Origin of the sequence: Vibrio sp. PID23_8 (assembly GCF_003584965.1) — a bacterium.
In the GTDB taxonomy this organism is placed as follows: domain Bacteria; phylum Pseudomonadota; class Gammaproteobacteria; order Enterobacterales; family Vibrionaceae; genus Vibrio.
The window spans coordinates 1-23,547 of record NZ_LIXE01000008.1; the positions used below are offsets into that span (position 1 = coordinate 1).

Genomic DNA, 23,547 nt, shown 5'->3' on the forward strand with positions numbered 1-23,547 from the left:
GGTGCGCTCACCCTCTGCGTTTTCAATGACACGTGGTTTGTCGCCGTCTAGTACAGCAACACATGAGTTAGTCGTACCTAAGTCAATACCAATGATTTTACCCATAATAATTACCTCTACACTTTGCATTAGTTATATTAATGCAAAGTTGTTAAAATTCGATGTTGTTTTATAAGGGCATAACAGGCATTTTTGTGGCTGTTATACCTTGTCTCAATCAAATAGATTGCTTCAGTGATTACCGCTAAACAGGTGATGCTGTGGTTAGCCATGTTTAGCGAAAACTTGAAACTATTTGCTGATGGAAATCTTACGCGCTTGCATTGCTTCCGGAACTTCTCGGATGAGATCAATATGCAGCAATCCATTTTCCATACTCGCTGCGGTAACAGTGACGTAGTCAGCCAGTTGGAACTTGCGCTCAAAGTTGCGCTCGGCAATACCTTGATAAATGTAAGTTGGTTTGGTTTCAGAGGCATTAATTTCGCCTGAAACGATCAGCATGTTTTCGTTTTGAGTGAGAGTTAGCGCATCTTCAGAGAAACCAGCAACTGCCATAGTAATGCGGTAGTTGTGCTCATCTTTCTGTTCGATGTTATATGGTGGGTAACCATTTTGAGACGATTTCTTCGCGTTGTTCTCAACAAGATTCAACAGACGATCGAAACCGATGGCATGACGGTATAGGGGAGAAATATCTACATTACGCATAGTACTATCCTTTCAATAAGCAATAGTTCTCAACACATAAAGTGCTGAGATCGAACTCATACTCTTAAGCCCTTGAGAGCTAATTTAGACATACGGTTCAACGGTTAATAATCGGAAGTCGCATCTTGATCATCCTGTTGATGGGACAGTCTGCTCGTTCCGTGGTGATCACTTTTGTATTCCCTTAATAAGGCGAATTAAGTCATCAATGAACTCCATTTGGCAGTTCGTGTAAGCAATATATGCTTCCGTAATTTTCTTGTCAATAGGTCCATTAGAAAAAATAACATGAAATGTGTTTTTAATGATTCTTAAGGTAATGCATGAGCAAGCAGGGAAGGGCAGCACATTTAATGAGTGGCACTAGGTGTTCTCAATCTTATTTGAGATGCATCGATTTACGCTGAATCAAAAATGAAGAGCTCGAACTTGAACTCTTCTTAATCGCTACGCAAGGGTAGGATGAATGAAACCAATCATTTTGTGACTATCTCAAATTGGTTGGTGCGGTTAATACCACTTTATCAATAACATGTTGCAGTATGTTGTAGCCGGCGAGCGCACCTGACGCATTGTCGGGCAGCTCAATTTTTTCTGTATCCAAGGCATAGACGGTAATTTGATAATTGTGTGGTTTCGCGTTTGGAGGAGGGCATGCACCGCCAAATCCTTTGAAACCAAAGTCATTGGTCACCATGCTGGCGCCTTTAGGCAAGCTTTTCCCTCCTTTTTCACCGGCATTTTCTGCCATACCAGTTTGATCAGCAGGAATATTGACCACTAACCAATGCCACCAACCACTACCGGTTGGCGCGTCTGGGTCATACATGGTAATTGCGAAGCTTTTTGTACCTTCAGGAGGGCTATTCCAACTCAGTTCTGGAGACTTATTGTCTCCGGTGCAGCCCCATTGGTTGAAAATTTGTGATTTCTTAAGTGATTGATTATCAATAATATCTGTGCTTTTTAGCTCAAAGGAATAACTAGAAAAGAGAGGAAGAGCAGATAACACAAACGATAATAATTTGATCTGTTTCATTGGCACTCCTATTTGACTTGTCTTAAAGCAAGCAAAGAAAGCATAGTCCACTTTCTCATTACTGCCATAGAAGAGAAAGTGAACGAGCGGGAGTGGGCTGAATTAATACAAGGACTTTGCTAATGAAATAAAATCTAAAGTCGTGCCGACCTCTGAAATCTTAGGAATAACGGACGATAGAGCAAAGGCATGATTGGCTAGCGAGGGGTCGGTGACCGCATCATGGCAAATGGTGACGTTATATCCTAGTTCATAAGCTTGCATGGCTGTTGACAGAACGCCCATGCTTGTCGCGATACCAGTGATCACGACATGAGTCACATTTAAGCTTTGTAGGCGTTGGTGAAGCTGCGTGTGGGTGAATGCCCCCCACGTTTGTTTAGTGATAACGATATCAGTACGGTGATGGTTCAACTCTTCTATCAACGTCGTCCAATTCGGCTTTAGTTCACGCGATGAGCGAGAGGGCGAATCTACTCGCCCGTCTGGACGACCGGAGACATTCACGAGTACCACAGGCCAATTGAGAGAGTGAAAAGTGTTTAACAACAGATTGGTATGCTCAATGACTTTACTTGCATCTTTAGCGTCGACCAGTTCGACAATACCATATTGCAAGTCAATGGCGATGAGTGCAGTGTTATTATCAATTTGGGTAATTGGCACTTTGAAATATCCATGAGTTTGAAGACTATTGCGAAAGTATAGCTTTGAAAACCAAGTAACCTCACTCTGAAGTCGGAATCTGTAAGCATTGGAGTACAGGAAATGAAGATAGGGTTAATGTTCTATCGACTGAAAAAACAAAAAAAGCGGCGTTACCCCGGAAAAGATAAAGCCGCTTGCTAATATAACCAAGCACTTACTGTGACTTGGGTATAGACGTGTTATTCCACGCCTTAGCGCTTAATCATTTGTTCACGACCAGGACCAACCGATACCATCTTCACTGGTACACCCATTAGTTCTTCAATACGTAGAACGTATTTTTGTGCCGCGACTGGTAGCTCTTCGAATTTACGACAACCAGAAATGTCTTCGCTCCAGCTTTCCATCTTCTCATAGATTGGTGTTAGTGCAGCCGTTTGAGGCCAAATGGGGTTCTCACTGTGTTCGCCTTCGTAACCAACACAAATTTTTAGATCGAAAAGGCCAGTCAGACAGTCTACTTTTGTCAGTGCAATTTCAGTCGCTGCTTGAAGCTCAACACCGTTCTTCGTTGCGACTGCATCGAAGTAACCCATGTCACGTGGACGACCCGTTGTTGCGCCGAATTCACCTGCTAGTTCACGGAATGCATCTTGCTCTTCCATTGCTGTGATCAGCGTACCTGTACCTACTGATGAGCTGAACGCTTTTGCTACTGCGATAACACGCTCTGGGCGCAGAGCAGGAAGACCACTACCGATACCTGCGTACATAGACACGACGTTCGAAGACGTTGTCCATGGGTACTCACCGTAAATAAGGTCACGGCCTGCACCTAGCTGTGCTTCAAACAATAGCGTTTGGTCTTTTGCTTGTAGCGCTTTTAGTGGAAGCGTTACGTTGCAGATAGCATCACGCCAAGGTGAAGACACTTCTAGCAACCAGTCCGCCATCTCTTCAGCGGTTTGTTCAAACTCGAACGTTGGGTAAAGAGCACGTAGCTGTGGAAGTTTCCAATCCATCCAGAATTTAAGACGTTCAACAAGAACTTCTGGTTGCTGTAGCCAACCCACAAGGATGCCTTTTTTCATCACACGGTCGCCGTATGCAGGTGCAATGCCCTGACGAGTAGAACCGTATGCTTTGTCGCCTAGGCGTTGTTCTTCTAGCGTATCTTCTAGTGCGTGTAGAGGTAGACACAGTGTTGCGCGATCAGAGATGCACATGTTCACTTTCACGCCCGCTGCTTCAACTTCCGCAATCTCCTGAGACAGCGATGCAGGGCTGATAACCATACCCGGACCTAAAACTGCCAAACAGTCTGGGTTGAAAACGCCACTTGGTAGCTGGTGCAGCTTGAACGTACCTAGGTCGTTAATCACGGTGTGACCCGCGTTGCTACCACCTTGGAAACGAATGCTTGCAGAAGCTTGCTCTGCCAAAAAGTCAACGATGCGGCCTTTGCCTTCATCACCCCAGTTTGCACCCACAACAACGATAGACGACATAACTCATTCTCCAAAAACAGACCGGAAAATCTTAGGGGGCTCGCGTGAATAAGAGAAATTAATTATACTCATTAACTTGATAAGAAAATCATATCGGGCAATTTTCTATGTTAGATTTGAACTGGTTGCGTACATTCGTCACCTTGGCGGAAGTAAAGCATTTCGGTAAAACAGCGATCGAACTGCACATGACGCAGCCTAATGTGAGCCTTCACATCAAGCAGCTTGAACAAGCGACTCGCACTAAGTTGATCGAGCGTAACCCAGTACAACTGACTCAGGCAGGTAAGCGATTATTAGACACTGCGCAGCACATGTTGAACGAGCTGCAAATCTGCCAATCTGATCTCAATGCCATTGACGACTTAATGCAAGGGACGCTTTCAATTGCAGCGAGCGATATTGTTTCACGCCTATTACTTATCAAGCCTTTTCAGCAGTTTAAAAGTGAATATCCGGGCATCGACTTAGCACTCTTCAATACGACATCTTCTCAGGCGGTGGAGCTAGTGAAAAGTGCCCGTGCTGACATCGGTTTTGTGATGGCGCAGAAAGAGAGCCAACCGCTGCACTTTACGCCTTTAACGCAAATCCATTGGTGTGCTTTTGGCGATAACATTTTCGATTGGCGAGACAACAAGGAAGAGAGCCAGACTTTGATCTTGCTTGGCCATGATACCCGAACTCGTGAATTGATTGACGCATCACTACCAGAGCTAAAGTTACCAAAACATAGAGTGATGGAAGTAGGCAGTGTAGAGGCACAAATCGACTGGGCAGAAGCGGGCTTTGGTACGGCGATTGTGCCTGATTTTTCCCTCGATCCAAGGCTTAAACTCTCACGAGAAGTGACGCCTTTGCCTAGCTTCCCCAATACCGATTTCGGCTACATCGTGCGCCAAAACCAAGTGCTGTCAAAAGCCGCCAAGCAACTTCTTAAATGGGTAGCTGAGAACGTATCGGTGGTTGAGGTTTAACTCTATGAAAGACACAAGCATCACGATTCTATTACCTTCTTTTATTCATCGAGTTGGGGGAGAGCAAGCTAAGCGAGCTAAAGCCATCGCGGCTGAGAAAGGGTGTGAACTGAAACGGATCAGGCGTTCTAGGAACTGGCAGATTTCGGGTGAAGCGCGACATATAAAAGCTTTTGATGATCATATCAAGGTCGAAGCGCCCGAGCCGATGCGATTTGTGATCAACAAATTGGAATTGGGCCTCGCCAAGCACAGTGACAAACTTGAACCGTTAGAAGCGAAGTTGATTCGTTTAGTGTTAGAAACCCCCAATATTACCTTGGCGGAATTGATGTCTGTGACCAACTGTACTGTCGCACAAGCGCGAACCGCACGCTTTGAAGCGGAGATGCTTTGATGGAGCGAACAATACTGGTGGTCGTTCAATCAATCCATAGCACACTGTTCAAGGGACGTAAGTCTCATCTCTGCCTCAGCAAAATTACAAAAAATAGCCCACAATTGAGTCTGCGATACAGAACAATTGGGGTGAAATATGCGATGGCGTAATAGCCGAAGAAGTTCAAATGTAGAAGATCGTCGAGGTCAACCAGGGACAAAAGGTGCAGCTTCAAACGGATTACTTGTTGCTCAACTATTTCGTTTTTTGCCTTTTTTAATGAAGAGCAAAGTCGGCCGGCTTGTTCTACTCGGTGGCGTTCTCTTCTTTGGTTATCAGGCATTAATGGGTGACGGAAGTTTGATCGGAGAGATGGTTGGTATACCAATAACGCAGCAGTCTACTAGCCCATCCGATAGCCAAGCACTTTCGGATGAAAATGCCCAATTCGTAGCGGCGGTTTTGGGGACGACCGAGAGTGTTTGGTCGACGTTATTACCCAATGGCTATCGGGAGCCAACACTAGTGCTTTATACCAACACAACGTCAACAGGGTGTGGGATAGGGCAAGCGGTGTCGGGGCCGTTTTATTGCCCGGTCGATGGCAAAATATACCTCGATCTGAGCTTTATGGATGAATTGAAAAAGCTCGGTGCACCAGGAGACTTTGCTTTTGCCTATGTGATTGCGCATGAGGTCGGTCACCATGTACAAAACCTACTCGGAACGAGCGGTGAAGTCCATCGCTTACAGCAACAATCGTCAAAAGTGGATGCAAATAAACTCAGTGTCAAATTAGAGCTGCAAGCCGACTGTTACGCGGGGGTGTGGGGCTATTATGTCAATAATGAGATGAAAATACTCGATCCCGGCGATATGGAAGAAGGCATTGCAGCGGCAACGGCGGTGGGGGACGATAGATTGCAAGAAATGGCGGGACGCTCGGTTCAGCCGGATAGTTTTACACACGGTTCGTCAGATCAAAGGGTTGCTTGGTTTAAGAAGGGATTTGAATCAGGTGATCCAGAGCAGTGTCAGACGTTTAACTGAGCATGTTCGCCATGTCGTAAGGTTGGTGGTGGTACGCTGTTTGAAATGAAATAAAGAACCCAAGCGGTGTCAATGTGTTGGCTTTAAGCAGCGCCATTATTTGAAAACACTTGGGTTGAGATAAATGGTACGATTATCGTGACAGAAAAAGCGCTACCACATTAGATCGTCTGGCACGACGAAGTCAGCGTATGGATCGTCTTCTGCTGGGATATCTGATTCTGGCTCTTTCTGTTCAATGATCACTGACTCGTCGCGTTGAGCAATTTTGTTTGCAACAGGACGAGGAATAACCACATAGCTCTCACCAACGATGGCAATGGCCAAGATACCTTTTATCAGCTGCTCACGAACTAGTGAATCTACATATAGAGATTTCACAAGTGTACCATGAGTAAAGTTGTACTTGATGTCGCCATCTTTTAAATCAATCTTGTTATTCTCAATCAGCTGATTGATTTGTGCTCTAATCTCTTTGTTCAAGCGCTCGTTGTTTTGTTGTTCGCTCAGTTGCTTGTCACGCTCTAACTGCTGACGTTTGCTCTCTTCAACCGCCGCTTTTACTTCACGTGCTTGAACACGTGATTTCTTAGAGCCTTTTTTGGCTTTCTTCAGTTTTTTTTCGTTTACCAAGCCTGCTTTTAGCATCTGCTCTTGAAGGGTAAGTTTTGCCATGTTCTATCCAGTTAGTGCGCAATTTTGTGCATTTTAACCACTCCCAAGCGGCAAAGGAAGGGCGATGAGCTTTGTGCATGACAAGAATTGGTTCTATTTTAAGTAAAAGAGGTCAAAATCATGATCATCTTTTTGAACGTTCATTCGTCTAAGGTAGATTACGACGTTATTTTTTTAGAAGCGAACCTATGAATACTTCAAAATATCGATATGTTTCTCAGCAAGTGATTGAAGATGCCTGTGAGTGGGCAATCATGCATGGCATCGCATTTCGCCAAGCAGACAATAGCGCGAGACATTGTCCTTTTAGCATTGCGCCAATGTCGATTGAACGAAGCGTGTATGAGCATTTAAAAATGGTCACGCCGATTATCGCCAAGCTGATCAGCAACGTGTCCGAAGATCACGACTTCTTGCAAAGCTCACTAATTGATGTGGCTAAGGCTGAGCCATTTTTCGGACGCCTGATGGCACTCCACCAAGAAGCGCATGGAGCGTCTGGAAACCGTTTAAAGCCAGCTCGCCAACCTTTGCTATTGATGCGCACGGATTTTATGGACGACCGCCAACATGGAGCTAAGGTCATAGAGTTCAACGGAATTGCCGCAGGCATGGCTCCGTTTGGTCAGCGAGCGACACAGCTTCATCAATTTATGCAAAATCAATGGGGCATCGTGTATCGTGATTGGCTAGAAGATGAGAGTGCAATACCGGCGGATAATGTTGGTATGGAACAATTGGCGTTGGGCATTGCCACGGCCGCGAAAAAAGTAAAAACGCGCTTCAGTGAAGACGATAAGCCGACGTTTTTGATGGTGGTGCAAAAAAATGAAGACAACGTTTACGACCAGCATTTGCTTGAGGTTGAACTACAAAAGCTAGGCATGCGCACCGTAAGACGTACCTTCGAACAGTTGAGTACCCAGTTATATACCGGTGACAATCAGCGTCTTATGTTAGACAACATCGGTGGCGTCGACGTGGTTTATCTGCGTTCGGGTTACCAATATATAGACTACTGCTCACCAGAATTGGATGAACCAGTTTGTGGCTATACCTTGAGCCAGACTCGTTTGTTTATGGAAAAGCATTACGTAGCGATAAACGCAACCTTTAGCCAGCAACTTGCAACCAGTAAATCAATGCAAATGCTGCTTACCACGATGCCAGCTGAAGACTATATACGCTGGGGACTGACGTTAGAAGAAGCGACGTTGGTGAAAAGTGTTCTCGCCGACATGAAACCCGTCAATGTAGAAACTATTGCGTGGTTTAACTCGTCTGCTAATCAGAACGAATGGGTGTTGAAGAATCAAGGAGAAGGCGGTGGTCACTGCATATTTGGTGCGGATATCAAAGCGAAACTGAGTCAGATGACTCAAGAGGAATATGATGCGTGGGCATTAATGCAACGTCTGTATCCTCATGAGCGCGAAAAGCCAACGATTGCCGTGCGTGATGCCAAGCAGACAATAGTGACCGATTTAGTCAGTGAAATTGGTTTGTTTACAGCGCATTATCAAGGTGAACCTGCCACCGAGTTTGAAGGGTATGCTGGCTATCTTATCCGTAGTAAACCCGCCAGTGAAAATGAAGGAGGGATTCATAGTGGAAAGGGAATATTAGATTCACTAGTGTTGGTGGATTGATAGGATGAAAAGATTCTCCGCTCTGTTTTATTTCGTGCGGAGAGTGTGCTGTTTGTCTATTTCTGGTGGTCGAGGAGGGCTACATGCGTCCCATTCCATGGAACAGACCGCCAAATAGTGCCCCTAAAATACTGAAGATAATGCCTAGAATGATCATGGCCGGAATGGATGCAATGGCAAATTTTACCATGAGGATAACCATCGACATGAAGGGCATTTTGATATCAACCACGATGACTTCTTGTTTCTCATTTTCTACAGACATAAAACTCCCATGTGCACTTTTTAGTTCGTAATCCGTTTATTATATACCAGCTATCGAAAGGTGCTTGATTGAGCGAGTGTGGCGTAATGGCACTAGACGAGCCGGATTGTTAGTTAGTAAGCAGGTTTGCATTGTGTTTATCAAGGTTTCGCAATTGGCTACTCAATCCCTAACTCTTGGCGCCTACGTTTGCTCAGGCCAAGAGCAACAATTTGATAAGATTCGGACAAGTAATACTTCAACTCCTCATCCAATCGCCCCGAAGTTTCTGTTTGTTGAATCCATTTCATGCCGCGATTGGCAAAATAAGGGGCAGGGATGTAACCTTCACTGTCACGGAGAAAATCAAAATTCAAAGGTGAGGTTTTAAAAGTAAAGGCAGGCTGTTTATCTTTGCTCCAACCACCAATCGCGAAGACTTTTCCGCCCACTTTCCAAACATGTGCATCACCCCACTGTACAACATGAGATGTCGCAGCGAACGAGCCGCAGAATTGATTGAACTCTTCGTATGTCATGGATAACCTCGTCAATGCTTGTTACAACAAGATTAATATAGCTTGGGAATGAACGTTGCTGTCGAAAGAGATCTCTGTGGAAGTTTCCCCACAGCGATACTTTTTCAGAGGCATCGTCATGGTGTCCAAAAGTCCGAATAACCTAACGGTTGTATTGTCGATAAATTGACCATAACCCAGTGATAAATACTCCCCATATCATCACCGAGCCATATACGGTATTCATGTGCATTCCTTGCTTTTTAATGAAAATTTGTCGAGTTAAACATCTAATTGCCAACCATTATGACGGCAGTCAGCGGTAAAAGACAGCTAGCCAGACGGTGACTTCATCAGGTGAAGTGCTCAATACTTTGTGTTTTATACCGGCTTTTATATTGATAAAATCGCCCTCAGATAATGTATGAACTTGCCCATTTTCGAATTCAATAACCCCTTCGCCTTTAAGTACAATAACCCACTCGTGTTCAGCTTGGTCGTACCAGCCAACCTCCGGGGATCGATGTCCATGAGATAGAATTCGCTCGATTCGAATGTGGTTTGTAGAAATGATATCTTCGAATATCTCATCAGGGATGTGATTTGGTATATCAGAATATATATTGGTCATTCTTTTTTCTCCTGAGCCATAATGTCTTTTAAACGGAAGGAGTTGGTATAGCCTCCTTTATGGTGACGATTTTCTTTTATAATATCAAAGAGGTGTGGGTAGGTAATGGATACCAAAGTGAGAAAGCATTTCAAAATGCATCTGACGATATTTTAGAAGAGATTCACTAGGTGGTTGAGGTTGAAAGTGCTCTGGAGGCATTACTTAAACTCTTAAGAGCAAGTTTGAAGTGCGATGTATCTGGTTGATAAAACAAAGCCGCTGAGTGTTATCAGCGGCTTTGTTATTTAAATGGAAGCGAGCGACTTAATTAGCCACTTGTGGACGCGGCTTACGACGCTGACCAGATGGCTTGCTGCTTGAAGGTTTTGCTCCTACTGGCTTACCACCGTTGCCATTTCTATTGCTGTTTGGCTTATTCGCATCTGGTTTGCCGTTTGAGCGCGCCTGACCGTCACGGTTTCCCTTAGGCTTACCAGCTCCACCTTTATTCTCATTGAAACGACGCTTAGGCTTGCTTGCGCCATTGGACGTTTTCTTCTCTGCTTGATGAGCATTGTCACCGTCGGTTTTTGGCTTCTTAGGCTTTTTCGGTTTCTTTGGCTTGATTGGGCGAGTATCTAGCTTAGATTCTGGTACGGCATTGGTTGGAGCGAAGCCCTCAAGTTGTTTGCGTGGTAGAAGTTCTTGAATTACACGCTCTATCGCGAACAGTTCCGGTGCTTCAAGTGCACAAACCAATGAAATTGCTTTGCCTGTTTCGCCAGCGCGACCTGTACGACCAATACGGTGAACGTAATCTTCAGCCACTTTTGGTAGCTCGAAGTTCACCACTTGAGGAAGCTGAGGAATATCGATACCACGTGCTGCGATGTCAGTTGCAACGAGAACGCGTACTTCACCTGATTTGAAGTCCGCCAGTGCTTTCGTACGTGCGCCTTGACTCTTGTTCCCGTGGATAGCGGCAGCGGTAATCTTTTCGTCAATGAGAAACTTCGCTAAGCGGTTTGCGCCGTGCTTAGTTTTAGTAAATACCAGCACTTGCTTCCAGTCACCGTCTTTGATCAGTTTTACCAGCATTGGCGCTTTCTTTTTCACGTCTGCAGGGTAAATGCATTGCTCTACTGTTCTTGCGGTTGAGTTTGCTGGGTTAACTGAAATCTCAACAGGGTTGTTTACTAACCCTTTTGCAAGAGCGCGAATTTCATTCGAGAACGTGGCAGAGAACAGTAGGTTTTGACGTTGTTTTGGCAGCAAATCAAGAATCTTACGAATGTCGCGAATAAAACCCATGTCGAGCATGCGGTCTGCTTCATCCAGAACCAGTACTTCCAGTTGGTCGAATTTCACCGCATTCTGGCTGTACAAGTCCATTAGACGGCCAGGCGTTGCAACCAATACGTCAGCACCCTTACGAAGACGCAGCATTTGTGGGTTGATCTTCACGCCACCGAATACCACCGCGCTGCTCAGCGTTAGATGGCGGCTGTACATGAACACGTTTTCTTGAACCTGCGCGGCAAGCTCACGTGTTGGCGTTAAGATCAAAGCACGAATATGGTTACTGCGAACACGAGGGCCATTTGACAAACGCTCAAGGATTGGCAGCGTGAAGCCCGCTGTTTTACCTGTACCAGTCTGCGCTGCTGCCATGACGTCTTTCCCTTTCAAAATAGCAGGAATTGCTTGAGCCTGAATTGGCGAAGGGGTGTCGTAGCCTTTTTCCTGAATTGCTTTAAGGATTGGAGCAGATAGACCTAACGAGGTAAAACCCATATGTATGATTCTCAATTGTCGAGTTAGATAACAACGCGTCGAATTTATGTACGATGCGAAAAGTGCGACATTCTGAGGCTTTTGGGCGTCGGCTTCAACTATTTCTGTCACGGAGAAATAGTTGAACTCGATCTCATTTCCTATAGGGATGTAAAAATGAGCGATTTACCTAAAGTTAACTTGAAGTTTTAGAGTATTCATCAAGCAAACGAAAAACATGATGAATAAGGAATTTCCCCCATGAAAAACGACATTGAACACGCCAATATTTTTAGTTGTGGATGCGCAACAAACGATTCGTTTTCTTATCAGTGCAATTCCAGAATGGAAAGTACGCGGAAGCGGAAAAATTGATGTCTGGTTTGGCAAACCTATCGAATGGTTCCATCTCGGAGATGAGCATTCTTACATGGTAATCTCTTCAGGCGGCAATAGTGAAGCTGAACATTGGACTAGCCATACGACAGGGCTCAAGCATTTAGGCATTGTGGTACCCGATGTGGAAGCTTTAATAATAAGGTTCAAAGAAGCAGGATACGAGCTAGTTCATCTCGGTGGTGAGCACCCATTTAGGAAGAGCGTTTACTACGTAGAGGATCACGGCTTACAGCTTGAGTTTATTGAGTCTTTCTCAGAAAAAGACAGCGAGCGTTATGACTATCTGTTGTAGTAAGCTCTTTCTATCGCTAGGCATTGGAACGTGCCTAGCTTTACTTCTTGTGATCTTTTCAAATTTTCACATGATCCAAAAACGCCTGCGTCAGTTTTTGGAATAAAGTGTCCACGCTTGGTCTCTCTTCTATGTGATCGAATAGGGGAGTATGGACATTGCCACGAATGTCTTCGTCATAGCCACACAGGAGATTGCATAACTGTACGGGCTCAACGATTTTCTCTACATCTGTGTCGATCAGAATACACGCTTGAGATAGCACGACCTGTCCGCCGCTTTTGTTGAGTAATACTCGTTGCGCGGTTCCCACCACCTTTTGACCTCTAATGTTGAGATTGTAGTCGCCATCGCAGTAGGAATTGGGGGTGGCGTGAATATCAACTTTCACGCCAAGTTGCTCGAAGAATATCGTTAGCACTGAACATAAATGGAGATAAGCTTGTTTGATATCGTATGGCTGGCCTTCTGGCCAATGATAAATATGAGAGAGGTTAATGATCCCAGACACTTGAGGCACTGGCGCGCCCCCTGTTTTACGTGAAAAGAGTTTCCAGTTGGCATGTTGTAGCGCTTGTTCTAATTCGTCAAAGATAGGCCACTTTTTTCCTGCGGGAAGAACCAGTGTGGGGCTTTTCACTTGCCACAGCAGTAATACTTGCGAGAGTTGATTTGATTGGACTTGTTTAATTAATTCATCTTCTTTGCTAAATACATCAGCAACTTCTATTGCTCGATAGCGGATCAGTTTGTTTTTGCCAGCCAAATTCAATCCCTCACTTCGTCTGATTCATCTGTTTTACCGCAGTTCGGCATTAAATGCTATCTACGTTAAGATTGATGACACTGAACATCCGTGATGCTCGAATGTTGAAATGAACCGTTGTTGTAACGACAAGTATTCTTTGTTGTTCATTGCCTAGTCGATGCATAGAATGCCCGGTTTGGATAAACCTAGGTCGATATCATTATGAAAAAGTTAATGACTGGCGCAGCATTAGCAACATTATTAACCGGTTGTGTTACCTTCCCAACACAGGAATCTAATCAAGTGAAAGTCGTTTGGGATGACGTGAATGCCATTGAAAACTGCCAACACCTTGGCACCGTGATGGGCTCTGAAGGTCACTTCTATGATTACTGGCTTCATGCAGATAAAGATATGGTTTGGGGTACGCTGAACCAAATGCGCATTAAAGCGGCTGACTTAGGTGCAGACACGCTCTATCTTTATGAGCCTCTAGGTTTTAATAGCTCTGTGACCATGTTCGCTAATGCGTACAAATGCCAAAATTAATTTAAAAAAAAGCAGACGATAAAAGTCTGCTTTTTTGTAGCTCATCTTAACTTAGTCATTGACCGCTACCAGTCTCTGAAGATTTAGCACCTTACGCGTTGAATCAGTGGATACTCGCCGTTGCAACCGCTATGGCATCTGTGAATGAAACGGTAAACGCATCGCTAGTATTAAGCACTTTGGCCGGGAACGTTAAACTCAATTGGGTTTGTGGTGCGACTTCGGACTCAATACTGGTGATGAACTTACGTGTTTCCCCTGGCGAAATAGAGAGAGCACTACTGCCTTTTGGCCCGAGCTCTGCGATACCAAACGTGTTCAAACCATTCCCTTCGTCATCGACCAAACTCAATAACGACTCCGATTTATAAACTAACTCGCCTTTGTCGGTTTGATACGCTCTAAAAGTATTGAAGTTAGGTTGAAGTTCGGCTTCAGCACCTAAGTTGGTGACAGAGAAGGTGACGTTCGAACCATCAAACTGTTCTACTTTGACCAGTACATTGGCATCTTGATAGCGCGCGGCAGCTGCGAGCTCTTCTTGTCGCTGTTTCTCGCGCTCTGCGTCAGTGAGATTGGCGTTTTCTTCTGCTATTCGTGCTTCTGCTAATCGGTAGGACTTATCAACCATTGCGAGTAGGGCAGGAATCGAATAAGACGAGAGTCCCTCTAAATGGTCAAAATCGATTTTTGCATGGGTGGTTAAGGTATTGGTGGAGAACTGACAGTAGCCATCAATCAAGCTAATAAATGCAATTTCAAATGTGCCTTGTAGCTTAGTGATTTCTCGTCCTGCTTGTTCAATGTTGGTGCGAACTTGTTTGATTTCTTCTAATGATTTTGCTGGTAGCAGACCATTCGGTGATACGTCATTTGCCACGGAAACCAATGCTTCGGTGACGAATGGATTATTTTTTACCGGGATCACGGTCGTGACAAGATTGGCTTTGGTGATATCTTCTCCGAGAAGAACGGTCATCTTTTGTGACACGGCCGTTTTATTCCCAGCGAGAACGTCGCCACAATTTGGCGAGTTGCTAGCATGAGCTGATGATGCAGAAGCAAGTGACAGCATGGCGGACAAGCCCGATATGACGAGTCCTTTCGATGTTCGGTTGTTCATCTTGATAACCCCTCTCTAATATGATGCGTGTCAGCCGACGTTCAGACTCCAATTTATGACTGGATTAGCGACATTCAGAATGGCTTTAAGTGCTTCCTTGCTCAATTCATCTTCACAAGACGTATCGACGGAGATGATCACCGTCTATTGTTGTCCGTGTTAAGCCCCACGGCCAAAAGTGTTTGAATTCGTAGATGATGTTGCAAGGTTGATGTCTTTTTTGAAAGATAGACGTAACTTTTCTAGGCTTCAAATTTGTGATGATGATCTATTTTTGGCTAGAGCTCTAGGATCAAGTAAAAACAGACACTTAACGTAGAGAATCGATTTTGAGAGAAAAAATTATTTTTTGTGGGAACTTTTTCAAACACTACCTTTGAAACATAATTTGTGTTTCAAAGGTAGATGGTTGGATTCTAAAGTATATTTTTTAATTTAGTGCGTTTAACACTTCAGCCAAGCGCGTCACGGCTACTTTCAGTTCTTCACGTGTGGCATTCGTGAAGTTTAGTCGCAATGCGGCTTTTACCTCTGATCCTTCAGGATAAAACACTGGGCTCGGTACAACTGCGACGCCATTGGCGAGCAGCGTTTTTGCTAGCGTAAACGTATCGCACTCAGGGATCTCAACCCAGACAAACATGCCGCCATCAACAGGCTTTACTCTACAGCTTGATGGGAGCTGTTTTTTTAGCTCGGCAAACATCACGTCGTAGCGAGATTTGTATAGCTGACAAATGGTTGAAATGTGAGTGTCAAAGCCATCGTGCTGCATCAGGCCATGCAACAGTGCTTGCATCGGTACGCTAGAGTGTAGGTCCGCTCCTTGCTTGATTTTGATCAACGGTTCAATATAGCTGCGTTTGCCGGTTACCACACCGATACGTAGCCCAGGAGAGGCAATTTTTGAGAACGAACGTAATACGATCGCGTTCTGTGGGCAGAAATCGGATACCAAAGGTAACGCACTTCCTGAGAATCGCAGTTCGCGGTAAGGGGCATCTTCAATGAATGCCACATTGTATTGAATACAAAGCTCTGCCACTTTTTTACGGGTTTCTAGCGCCCAGCATACGCCTGTAGGGTTGTGGAAGTCTGGCACCGCATAAAACATTTTGGGTTTTTGCTCTGCAAAGCATTCTTCTAGCTCTTGTAAATTAGGGCCAAACTCTGTTTGCGAAACGGTTACGATGTCCGCTTGAACTAAGCCAAATACTTGCATTGCGCCTAGGTAGCTTGGTGCTTCCATTACGACTTTGTCGTTAGGGTTAATATAGGCTCGCGCAATTAAGTCTAAGCCTTGCTGTGAGCCCGTAGTGATCATGGCAAGGTGCGTGTCTGGCAATTGGTAATAACCGTTCAGAAAGTTCAGTAGCGGTGCATAACCTGCGGTTGAGCCGTACTGAAACACCTCTGTCATGTTGGCTAGGTTTTCAAGGGTTGGCTTCATTAAGTCGATAGGGAATGTCTTTTCATCTGGTAAACCGCCAGCAAGTGAGATGACGTTTTTATCGCTCGCCGCCGCGAGGATCTCACGAATATAAGAAGACTTTACTTGTTGTAGTGACTGTGCAATTTCCATGTACTGTGTTTCTCGCAGTATTTAATTCTAGTTTTATGCGAAAGATAGTACATGGGAATTGATAACTTAGGTGTGTCTGTTTATGCTGTTAAACATGTCCATTTATGCTATTTAGGCGAGATGTCACTCCATGAGCCAACAGCAGGTTTCCAGAATCAATGACGTGTTGTTTTACATACATCAAGATATTAGTAGAGAATTATCCGCCAAAGAGCTGGCTGATGTAGCGGCGTATTCTGAACAGCACTTCCACCGAATATTTAAACAAGTGGTCGGGGAATCCATCCATCAATACATCCGTCGTACCCGCATGGAATACGCAGCGAATCAGTTGATGTTTGATACCAAATCGTCGGTATTGGATATCGCCAATAAGTGTGGTTTTAGTTCGGTTTCTTCTTTTAGTCGAGCATTCAAAGCGACTTTTGAACTCTCACCGGGAGCATGGCGCAAGCACGATCTGCAGGTCGCAGAAAAGCCTTATTTGAAAGATCCCGAGATTGCCGCTGGTTATCATCGAGTGGCACAGCGCACTTTACCTGAACCGAAAATCATTGAAGTCCCACAACGATTCGCCGCTTACGTTCGTCATGAAGGTTACAATCGTTCGATTCGTAAGGCATGGTTGGTGCTTAAGGCGTGGGCGAATTCGGAGAATCGTGATTTCTTAACTCAATTTGGGCTGCACCACTCCAACCCCGCATGGGTAGAGTTAGATAAGTGTCGGTATGTCGCGTGCATGGCGATAGATAAACCCCTTAAATATCGTGGGGTAGTGAATCAAATGATCATCCCTGGCGGCTTGCATGCGGTGTTTCGTCTTAGCGGAATGTATGGTGAGTTGCTGCCGCAAATTAGTATGGTGTTAGAGAAATGGTTACCGAAGTCGGGTTTTAAGCAGCGTTCAACACCGGCGTATGTCCATTATCATCGTAATCACTTTCTTAATGAAGAAGAGCGCTTCGAGTTAGATTTTTACTTGCCGATCAGCTTCTTTTGAGCGCATAAAGGTCGACATTGAAATGAAGAAAGCAGAGCCGAAGCTCTGCTGTCTAAACGTTAGAAGTCTGATGTAGTATCGGCACCCGCGATAACCGTTAAATTGCTGTTGGCTTTATAAATGGTGTCGTTGGTATCGTTAGCTGTACAGGTGTAACCTACGGAGTATGTTCCTGGCTCCACGAATCCAAATTCATATTGGTAGGTGATCAAACCGTTTTCTGTTTCAGGGTTTACGTTAGCCGCAGCGATAGGAAGCACGCCTTCGGTCGCTACGTATGGCTTCATATCCTCTTGTGCGACATCACCCTGATATAGGTATACCGCATGGGCATGGCCACTTTCAGATGCATTATCCACCTGACAGTTGTCATAAGTCTCATCCACTACTGTACCTTCGATATCGCCTGTCGTCACGGTGTTGATAAGTGACACTGACGTACGTTGAATGGTGTAGCCTTCATCTTTGCCCGTTGCGTCTTTTAGACCGCGTCGCAAGTCGAACTCAACCACGTAATCGTTGTTGTCTGGGTTAACGGTAAAGGTATCGTTAAAATACAGTACGCCAGAATTAGGCTCTTCACCGACGCCTTGAGGACACTTCCCTTCGCCTTTTACCGTTAAGGCAACTTGGTTTCCTGTAGCTTTTTCAACGACGTAAGATGGGTAGTCAGGATGGTCGCCATCATTGGCAAAAACACACAGTTTGTAATCGCCGGTGGGGATGACTTCATCTTCAACCAATTCTTGCGCATCGCTGCCTTGGAAAGCTAATAAGTTTACGCTGAGTGGGAGTGGGTCTTCGCCTTCTTCAAGTAAGTTTCCATCTTCATCAACGTATTCCCCATTCTCATTGGTTTTGTAAACGTCAAAGATTTGTGGCTTACCTTCACCAATCGGTAAGAACGCGACTTTGCTGTAGGTCACGACGACTTCTGATACGTCATCAATAGGTGCATCAGAAACGGATAGGGTAACAGGGGTCGTTGTGCTTTTAGAATCACTGTCTGAACCACATCCAGTAAGGGCAAAAACAACAGCAGCCCCGATCATGCTAAATTTAAACGCGTTCATTTATACATCCTTTCTAATATAAAACTTTTTAAAGGTAGCTGAAATTTAGAGATAAATTGAATACATCTTGCCAATTCTTTGTGATGCTTTGTCAGTTTTTTGTATGAAATCCTTAATCTGGAATAAATGATGCGAATATTTGCACGTTGCGTGGTTTGTTTTGCCACCAAGTACTCAACTTACCGTTTGCTTGGTGTGCCAGTTTAACAATGCGAAATATCGCCTCACAGTAGAATTCAACCATAGCGAACTCATGATTAAATAGCAGAGATTAAGGTGTGTCGATCTTCCGTGCCGATACTTGCGACTCTTGCTCTCGCTTGTTGGGAATAATTTCTCCCTGATAACAGGCGATCAATTCGCCAGCGACAGCCACGGCGATCTCTGCCGGGTGTTTACCTTTTACTGCTTCTATGCCAATGGGGCAGGTCATGTTATTGATCGCATCGTCATCAAAGCCTCGTTCTTTTAATCGATAATCAAAACGCTTTCTTTTTGTGAGTGAGCCGATCAGTCCAAAGTAGCGACAGTCTCCACGCGTTAAGATGGCTCGAGCAAGTTCGAAATCGAGATGATGGCTATGAGTGAGCACTAAGTACATGCAGTTTTCAGGAAGGTGGTGTACTTCACCGACGGGATCCTCTGTCAGTCGTTTCTCTACGTTTTTAGGGAGGTGAGAAGGGAACTGTTCGGCGCGTTCATCAATCCAAATCACTTTAAATGGCAATGTCGCGAGAATAGGGATCAGCGCTTTGGCGACATGACCAGCACCAAATAGTGCGAGAAGATGCCGTGGTTGGCCTATTGGCTCAAAGCTCAGTGTGACGATGCCGCCGCAGCACTGCCCCAGCTTCGCCCCTAAATTGAAACGTTCGATCTTCATGTCGGTTTCGCCCAGATTGAGCAATTCTTTGGCGGTTTGCATGGCAACGTATTCAAGATGACCGCCGCCAATGCTGCCCACCACCTCGCTTTCCGTAACGAGCATTTTGGTGCCTGCATTGCGCGGTGTGGAGCCTTTATCTTCAAGCACTGTCACCATGATACAAGGCATGCCCTTGGCGTCGAACTCAGCTAGGGCTTGGATCCAATTGTCTGTATGCATCTCAGCCTCCTAGCTAACGATGTCGAACTCTGCGGTACCGATTACTTTTGGCGTGCTTGTTTGATGGCGTTGTAAACGTGTTCTGGTGTGGCTGGTATTGGAAGAGTGGGGGCTTTTCCATTATTTGCCATGTGGGCAATCGCATTACGGATGGCACACCATACCGATATCGCCAACATGAACGGCGGCTCCCCCACCGCTTTCGAGTGGAAGATGGTTTGTTCTCGGTTGGCTCGGTTCTCGACTAAGCGAGTGTTGAAGATCGTTGGGGTATCGGTGACGGTCGGGATCTTGTAGCTCACTGGGCCAGCTGTCACCAGTTGCCCCTTATCATCCCAAACTAACTCTTCTGTGGTTAGCCAGCCCATTCCTTGAATGAACCCACCTTCAATCTGACCAATATCAATCGCTGGATTTAAAGATGCACCGACATCGTGAAGTATCTCTGTGCGCAGTACTTTGTATTCGCCGGTGAGGGTATCGATAATGACTTCGGAGCAGGAAACGCCGTAAGCGTAGTAATAGAAAGGGCGACCGCGCGCTTTCTCGTAGTCATAATAGACCTTCGGCGTACGATAGAAGCCCGTCGCCGCGAGAGAAATTTGGTTGAGCCAACAAAGCTCACACAGCTTGGCAAACGTTATGGACTGTTTGGTGCCGAGTAAAATGCTGTCGTTGTTGAACACGACCTCCTCCGTCGCGACGTTGAAGTGGGAAGCGGCAAAGTTGGCCATGCGTGCTTTGATCGTCATCGCGGCCTGCTGCGCCGCTTTGCCATTGAGGTCTGCCCCTGATGACGCCGCCGTTGCAGAGGTGTTTGGGACTTTCTCAGTATTGGTTGCTGTGATTTGAATGGTGTTGATGTCAACGTTGAACGTTTCTGCGACGACTTGCGCGACTTTGGTGTTCACTCCTTGACCCATTTCCGTCGCACCGTGATTAAGGCAAATGCTGCCATCGGTGTAGACAATAATAAGCGCACCGGCTTGGTTAAGGAAACTCGCCGTAAAGGAAATACCAAACTTCACTGGCGTTAAGGCGATGCCTTTTTTTAATATCGGACTGGAGGCGTTGAACTCGGTGATGGCTTTACGCCTCGCCTGATAGTCACACGACGCTTCTAGATCAGTCGTCATCTCATGGATGAAGTTATCGGTCACTTTTTGGTAGTAGTGAGTTTCGTTGCGACCTTCCCCTGCGTAATAATTGGCTTTGCGTACGTCCAACGGGTCTTTACCCAGTTGATAGGCGATGCTATCCATCACATGTTCAATGGTGACCATGCCCTGCGGGCCACCGAACCCCCGGAATGCCGTGTTGGATGCCATATTGGTTTTCAAGCAGTGTCCGGTCACCGTGGCGTTGCCAAGGTAATAAGCATTATCTGCATGGAACATGGCACGATCGACAATCGCGCGGGAAAGATCCGGTGAGTGTCCGGCATTGGCGCAGAGTGCCAGTTCGATCCCTTGAATCACGCCGTTATTATCAAACCCCACTTTATATTGATTGAAGAAGGGATGACGCTTGCCCGTGATCATCATGTCCTCTCGACGTGGCAGGCGAAATTTCACGGGCTGCCCGGTTTGCGTAGCCATTATTGCGGCGATACAGGCGGGAAATGCGGCCTGTGTTTCCTTACCGCCGAACCCGCCTCCGATCCGGCGTACTTCGGTTTTCACTTTGTGCATGGGGATATTTAATACCGAAGCCACGAGTTTTTGTATTTCCGTCGGATTTTGCGATGAAGAATAGACGATGACGCCCCCATCTTCGGTAGGGATTGCGCTGGAAACCTGTGTTTCCAAATAGAAATGTTCCTGCCCACCTATGCATAATGAGCCTTCCAGTACATGTGGTGCGAAGGCAATCGCTCCTGTGGCGTCGCCCCGTTTCTGGGTGTGGCTATCGGCAACAAACAGTCCTTCCGCTAGCGACTGCTTGGCATCTAGCAAGGCGGGAAGCGGCGCGTATTCGACAATGGCGGCATTGGCTCCTTTTCGAGCATTGTCGAGGCTGTTGGCGGCAACCGCAATCACGGGCTGACCAATGTAAACCACCTTTCTGTCGGCGAGTAATGGATCGCCAGGGAGGATCGTACCGATATCGAGTTTGCCTGGAACATCATGCGCAGTGATGACCGCTTGCACGCCTGGCACCTTGTAGCAAGGAGACACATCCAGTTTCGTGATGGTCGCATGCGCGTGTGGGCTCATAAGGGCATAAACGTGGAGTTGATTGGGATACTCGGCGCGATCGTCAACATAGAGTGCTTCTCCAGACACCTGTTTTTTTGCACTGTCATGTTTGACTGGCTTACCGACACCGGTGACCAATGTCGCTTTTGCTGAAGAGGCTGGGTATTTTTTACTCTTGGACGAGGGCGTTTTATGGGGCATAGTGAATGACCCTCGTATCAATGGCTTGGTTGTTTCTGGCGTAGCTCAACTCGATGTACATCCGGTATAGCAGGTTCTTGGCGAGCTCTGTGCGGTACTCCTTGGTTGCTCTGAAATCAGAAATGGGAGAAAAATCCTGTTCTAACGCCGTCATGGCAGCATGTACTGAAACCTGTGAGAGTGGCTTCCCGATTAAGGCTTGTTCACATTGCTTGGCTCGAGCAGGAATGGCCGCCATACCACCGAACGCAATACGCGCATCAGTAATCGTGTCGTTATTTAGGGTCAGCAGGAATCCGCCACACACGGCGGAGATATCATCATCAAAACGTTTGGACACTTTGTACGCTTTAAAGGTTTGGTCTTTTTGCGGTTTAGGCACTTGAATCGTCTGAATAAACTCAGAGGGTTGGAGCTCTGTGACTCTGTAATCGTTAAAGAAATCTTCTAGCGCGATTTCACGCACGTAATCACCTCGTCTTAAAATCAGTGTGGTTCCAAGTGCGATCAACAATGGCGCAGTATCTCCGACCGGGGAGGCGTTAGCGATGTTGCCACCCATGGTTCCTTGGTTTCGGATTTGCAGAGAAGCAAAACGTTGAAGCAGCGCGCCAAAGTCGGGATAGTGCGGTGCTAGAGTGCGATGAATGTCGGTAAAGGGTACATTTGCACCAATTTCGATATGGGTCTCGGTTTGATTGATGGTTTTCATATCCTCGACGTGACCAAGATAAATGAGCTTTTCGATACGGTGGTGTGCCTGCGTGACCTCCAATGCCAAATCGGTTCCGCCTGCAAACAGTTTTGCGTTCGGGTGAGCGATGAGAACTTGGGCGAGTTCATCACAACTTGTCGGTGAAAAGGCGATCTTTCCATCGACATGATGCTCAAGTTGCGGCTTTTCGATGGCGTTCAATTTATCGATGGTCTCTTTTTCGTACTTGAGAAAAGCGTCACGAATAGGCGTTTGCTGGCTCAGCGACAGGGCGGCGTCAATGATTGGGCGATAGCCAGTGCAGCGACAAAGATTACCGGTTAGCGCTAGGGCGATTTCTTCTTTGTTGGCGTGCGGGGTGTTTTTAATCAGCGCAAACATCGACATAATAAAGCCTGGCGTGCAGAAGCCACATTGGCTGCCGTGAAAATCGACCATTGCTTGCTGAACTGGGTGGAGTCTCTTTGCGCTTTTTAAGTCTTCTACTGTGATTAATTGTTTGCCATGTAGCGCAGAAACAAAGGTTAAACATGAATTCACACTTCGGTACTCGAGTTGTCCGTCAATGATTTCACCTAACACCACCGTGCAGGCTCCGCAATCGCCTGAACCGCATCCTTCTTTCGTACCGGTTTTTCGTGCATGCTCGCGGAGATAGTTCAATACCGTCAGATTAGGAGAAATATCGTCTTCTTCCATCAAGGTCTGGTTTAAGAGAAAACGGATCACAAGACCTCCACGATACTTTTACCACCATTGCTTACAAGCTAGTCATTCC

At 45.9% G+C, this 23,547-nt stretch carries 24 protein-coding genes and 1 pseudogene; 7 read left to right on the plus strand and 18 right to left on the minus strand.

Features of this window, described 5'->3' with window-relative positions:
• The 5 genes from AK966_RS13600 to AK966_RS13620 all read right to left on the minus strand — a co-directional run.
• A partial coding sequence (locus tag AK966_RS13600; RefSeq protein ID WP_147422378.1) for an Hsp70 family protein occupies positions 1-105 on the minus strand: 105 nt, incomplete at its 3' end.
• Between the two features lie 186 nt (positions 106-291).
• The gene (locus AK966_RS13605) at positions 292-711 is read right to left on the minus strand and encodes an Hsp20 family protein (protein WP_099080443.1); all 420 of its coding nucleotides are present in this window, start codon (positions 709-711) and stop codon (positions 292-294) included.
• A 487-nt stretch (positions 712-1,198) separates the two neighbouring features.
• Complete coding sequence (locus AK966_RS13610; protein WP_099080442.1) at positions 1,199-1,750, minus strand: YbhB/YbcL family Raf kinase inhibitor-like protein; 552 nt, start codon at positions 1,748-1,750, stop codon at positions 1,199-1,201.
• Between the two features lie 102 nt (positions 1,751-1,852).
• Positions 1,853-2,416 carry a cysteine hydrolase family protein gene (locus AK966_RS13615; RefSeq protein WP_099080441.1) on the minus strand — a complete coding sequence of 188 codons (564 nt, stop codon included), beginning with the start codon at positions 2,414-2,416 and terminating at the stop codon, positions 1,853-1,855.
• Between the two features lie 233 nt (positions 2,417-2,649).
• Entirely contained in the window at positions 2,650-3,906 is a 1,257-nt protein-coding gene (locus AK966_RS13620) for an adenylosuccinate synthetase (RefSeq protein WP_119464342.1), read from the minus strand.
• Between the two features lie 107 nt (positions 3,907-4,013).
• Between AK966_RS13620 and AK966_RS13625 the strand changes: the two genes are divergently transcribed.
• The 3 genes from AK966_RS13625 (at position 4,014) to AK966_RS13635 (ending at position 6,312) form a co-directional block, all read left to right on the plus strand.
• Entirely contained in the window at positions 4,014-4,883 is an 870-nt protein-coding gene (locus AK966_RS13625) for a LysR family transcriptional regulator (protein ID WP_099080439.1), read from the plus strand.
• A 4-nt stretch (positions 4,884-4,887) separates the two neighbouring features.
• The gene (locus tag AK966_RS13630) at positions 4,888-5,280 is read left to right on the plus strand and encodes a ribosome recycling factor family protein (protein ID WP_119464343.1); all 393 of its coding nucleotides are present in this window, start codon (positions 4,888-4,890) and stop codon (positions 5,278-5,280) included.
• 138 nt (positions 5,281-5,418) lie between these two features.
• The gene (locus AK966_RS13635; protein ID WP_119464344.1) at positions 5,419-6,312 is read left to right on the plus strand and encodes a neutral zinc metallopeptidase; all 894 of its coding nucleotides are present in this window, start codon (positions 5,419-5,421) and stop codon (positions 6,310-6,312) included.
• A gap of 153 nt (positions 6,313-6,465) precedes the next feature.
• Here the strand turns inward: AK966_RS13635 and AK966_RS13640 are convergent, their stop codons facing one another.
• Positions 6,466-6,987: a DUF2058 domain-containing protein gene (locus AK966_RS13640; RefSeq protein ID WP_119464345.1), complete on the minus strand. Its 522-nt coding sequence runs from the start codon at positions 6,985-6,987 to the stop codon at positions 6,466-6,468.
• A 188-nt stretch (positions 6,988-7,175) separates the two neighbouring features.
• Between AK966_RS13640 and AK966_RS13645 the strand changes: the two genes are divergently transcribed.
• Positions 7,176-8,636, plus strand: coding sequence for a glutathione synthase (locus tag AK966_RS13645; RefSeq protein WP_099080435.1), 1,461 nt, complete (start codon positions 7,176-7,178; stop codon positions 8,634-8,636).
• 79 nt (positions 8,637-8,715) lie between these two features.
• Here the strand turns inward: AK966_RS13645 and AK966_RS13650 are convergent, their stop codons facing one another.
• From AK966_RS13650 to AK966_RS13665, 4 genes are all read right to left on the minus strand, one after another.
• The gene (locus tag AK966_RS13650) at positions 8,716-8,901 is read right to left on the minus strand and encodes a hypothetical protein (protein ID WP_099080434.1); all 186 of its coding nucleotides are present in this window, start codon (positions 8,899-8,901) and stop codon (positions 8,716-8,718) included.
• A gap of 158 nt (positions 8,902-9,059) precedes the next feature.
• Entirely contained in the window at positions 9,060-9,419 is a 360-nt protein-coding gene (locus AK966_RS13655; protein ID WP_119464346.1) for an MmcQ/YjbR family DNA-binding protein, read from the minus strand.
• Positions 9,420-9,714: 295 nt separating this feature from the next.
• Complete coding sequence (locus tag AK966_RS13660) at positions 9,715-10,029, minus strand: cupin domain-containing protein (RefSeq protein ID WP_099080432.1); 315 nt, start codon at positions 10,027-10,029, stop codon at positions 9,715-9,717.
• A 306-nt stretch (positions 10,030-10,335) separates the two neighbouring features.
• Positions 10,336-11,805 (minus strand): DEAD/DEAH box helicase, encoded by a 1,470-nt coding sequence (locus AK966_RS13665; protein WP_119464347.1) that lies wholly within the window; start codon positions 11,803-11,805, stop codon positions 10,336-10,338.
• 240 nt (positions 11,806-12,045) lie between these two features.
• Between AK966_RS13665 and AK966_RS13670 the strand changes: the two are divergent.
• A pseudogene (locus tag AK966_RS13670) lies at positions 12,046-12,475 on the plus strand (VOC family protein).
• A gap of 58 nt (positions 12,476-12,533) precedes the next feature.
• Here AK966_RS13670 and AK966_RS13675 read toward each other — a convergent pair.
• On the minus strand, positions 12,534-13,241 hold the full coding sequence (locus tag AK966_RS13675; protein ID WP_119464348.1) for a lipoyl protein ligase domain-containing protein: 708 nt from the start codon (positions 13,239-13,241) through the stop codon (positions 12,534-12,536).
• A gap of 204 nt (positions 13,242-13,445) precedes the next feature.
• Between AK966_RS13675 and AK966_RS13680 the strand changes: the two genes are divergently transcribed.
• Entirely contained in the window at positions 13,446-13,772 is a 327-nt protein-coding gene (locus AK966_RS13680) for a DUF4156 domain-containing protein (RefSeq protein ID WP_099080429.1), read from the plus strand.
• Between the two features lie 103 nt (positions 13,773-13,875).
• On the opposite strand, the gene AK966_RS13685 is transcribed toward AK966_RS13680, so the two are convergent.
• Positions 13,876-14,895 carry a hypothetical protein gene (locus tag AK966_RS13685; protein ID WP_119464349.1) on the minus strand — a complete coding sequence of 340 codons (1,020 nt, stop codon included), beginning with the start codon at positions 14,893-14,895 and terminating at the stop codon, positions 13,876-13,878.
• A gap of 430 nt (positions 14,896-15,325) precedes the next feature.
• Complete coding sequence (locus tag AK966_RS13690; protein WP_119464350.1) at positions 15,326-16,477, minus strand: PLP-dependent aminotransferase family protein; 1,152 nt, start codon at positions 16,475-16,477, stop codon at positions 15,326-15,328.
• A 130-nt stretch (positions 16,478-16,607) separates the two neighbouring features.
• Here AK966_RS13690 and AK966_RS13695 point away from each other — a divergent pair, with 130 nt between their 5' ends.
• Positions 16,608-17,477 (plus strand): GyrI-like domain-containing protein, encoded by an 870-nt coding sequence (locus AK966_RS13695; protein WP_099080426.1) that lies wholly within the window; start codon positions 16,608-16,610, stop codon positions 17,475-17,477.
• A 59-nt stretch (positions 17,478-17,536) separates the two neighbouring features.
• Here AK966_RS13695 and AK966_RS13700 read toward each other — a convergent pair whose 3' ends face one another.
• The 5 genes from AK966_RS13700 to xdhA all read right to left on the minus strand — a co-directional run bounded on the left by AK966_RS13700 (position 17,537) and on the right by xdhA (position 23,498).
• Positions 17,537-18,550, minus strand: a complete 1,014-nt coding sequence (locus AK966_RS13700; RefSeq protein WP_119464351.1) for a DUF4382 domain-containing protein — start codon at positions 18,548-18,550, stop codon at positions 17,537-17,539.
• Positions 18,551-18,662: 112 nt separating this feature from the next.
• On the minus strand, positions 18,663-18,794 hold the full coding sequence (locus tag AK966_RS20185) for a hypothetical protein (protein ID WP_259343772.1): 132 nt from the start codon (positions 18,792-18,794) through the stop codon (positions 18,663-18,665).
• A gap of 27 nt (positions 18,795-18,821) precedes the next feature.
• Positions 18,822-19,655 carry a xanthine dehydrogenase accessory protein XdhC gene (gene xdhC / locus AK966_RS13705; RefSeq protein WP_119464352.1) on the minus strand — a complete coding sequence of 278 codons (834 nt, stop codon included), beginning with the start codon at positions 19,653-19,655 and terminating at the stop codon, positions 18,822-18,824.
• A gap of 41 nt (positions 19,656-19,696) precedes the next feature.
• The gene (xdhB, locus tag AK966_RS13710) at positions 19,697-22,054 is read right to left on the minus strand and encodes a xanthine dehydrogenase molybdopterin binding subunit (protein WP_119464353.1); all 2,358 of its coding nucleotides are present in this window, start codon (positions 22,052-22,054) and stop codon (positions 19,697-19,699) included.
• The gene (xdhA, locus tag AK966_RS13715) at positions 22,044-23,498 is read right to left on the minus strand and encodes a xanthine dehydrogenase small subunit (protein ID WP_119464354.1); all 1,455 of its coding nucleotides are present in this window, start codon (positions 23,496-23,498) and stop codon (positions 22,044-22,046) included. The genes xdhB and xdhA overlap by 11 nt, the downstream gene beginning before the upstream one ends.
• Positions 23,499-23,547: the final 49 nt, after the last annotated feature.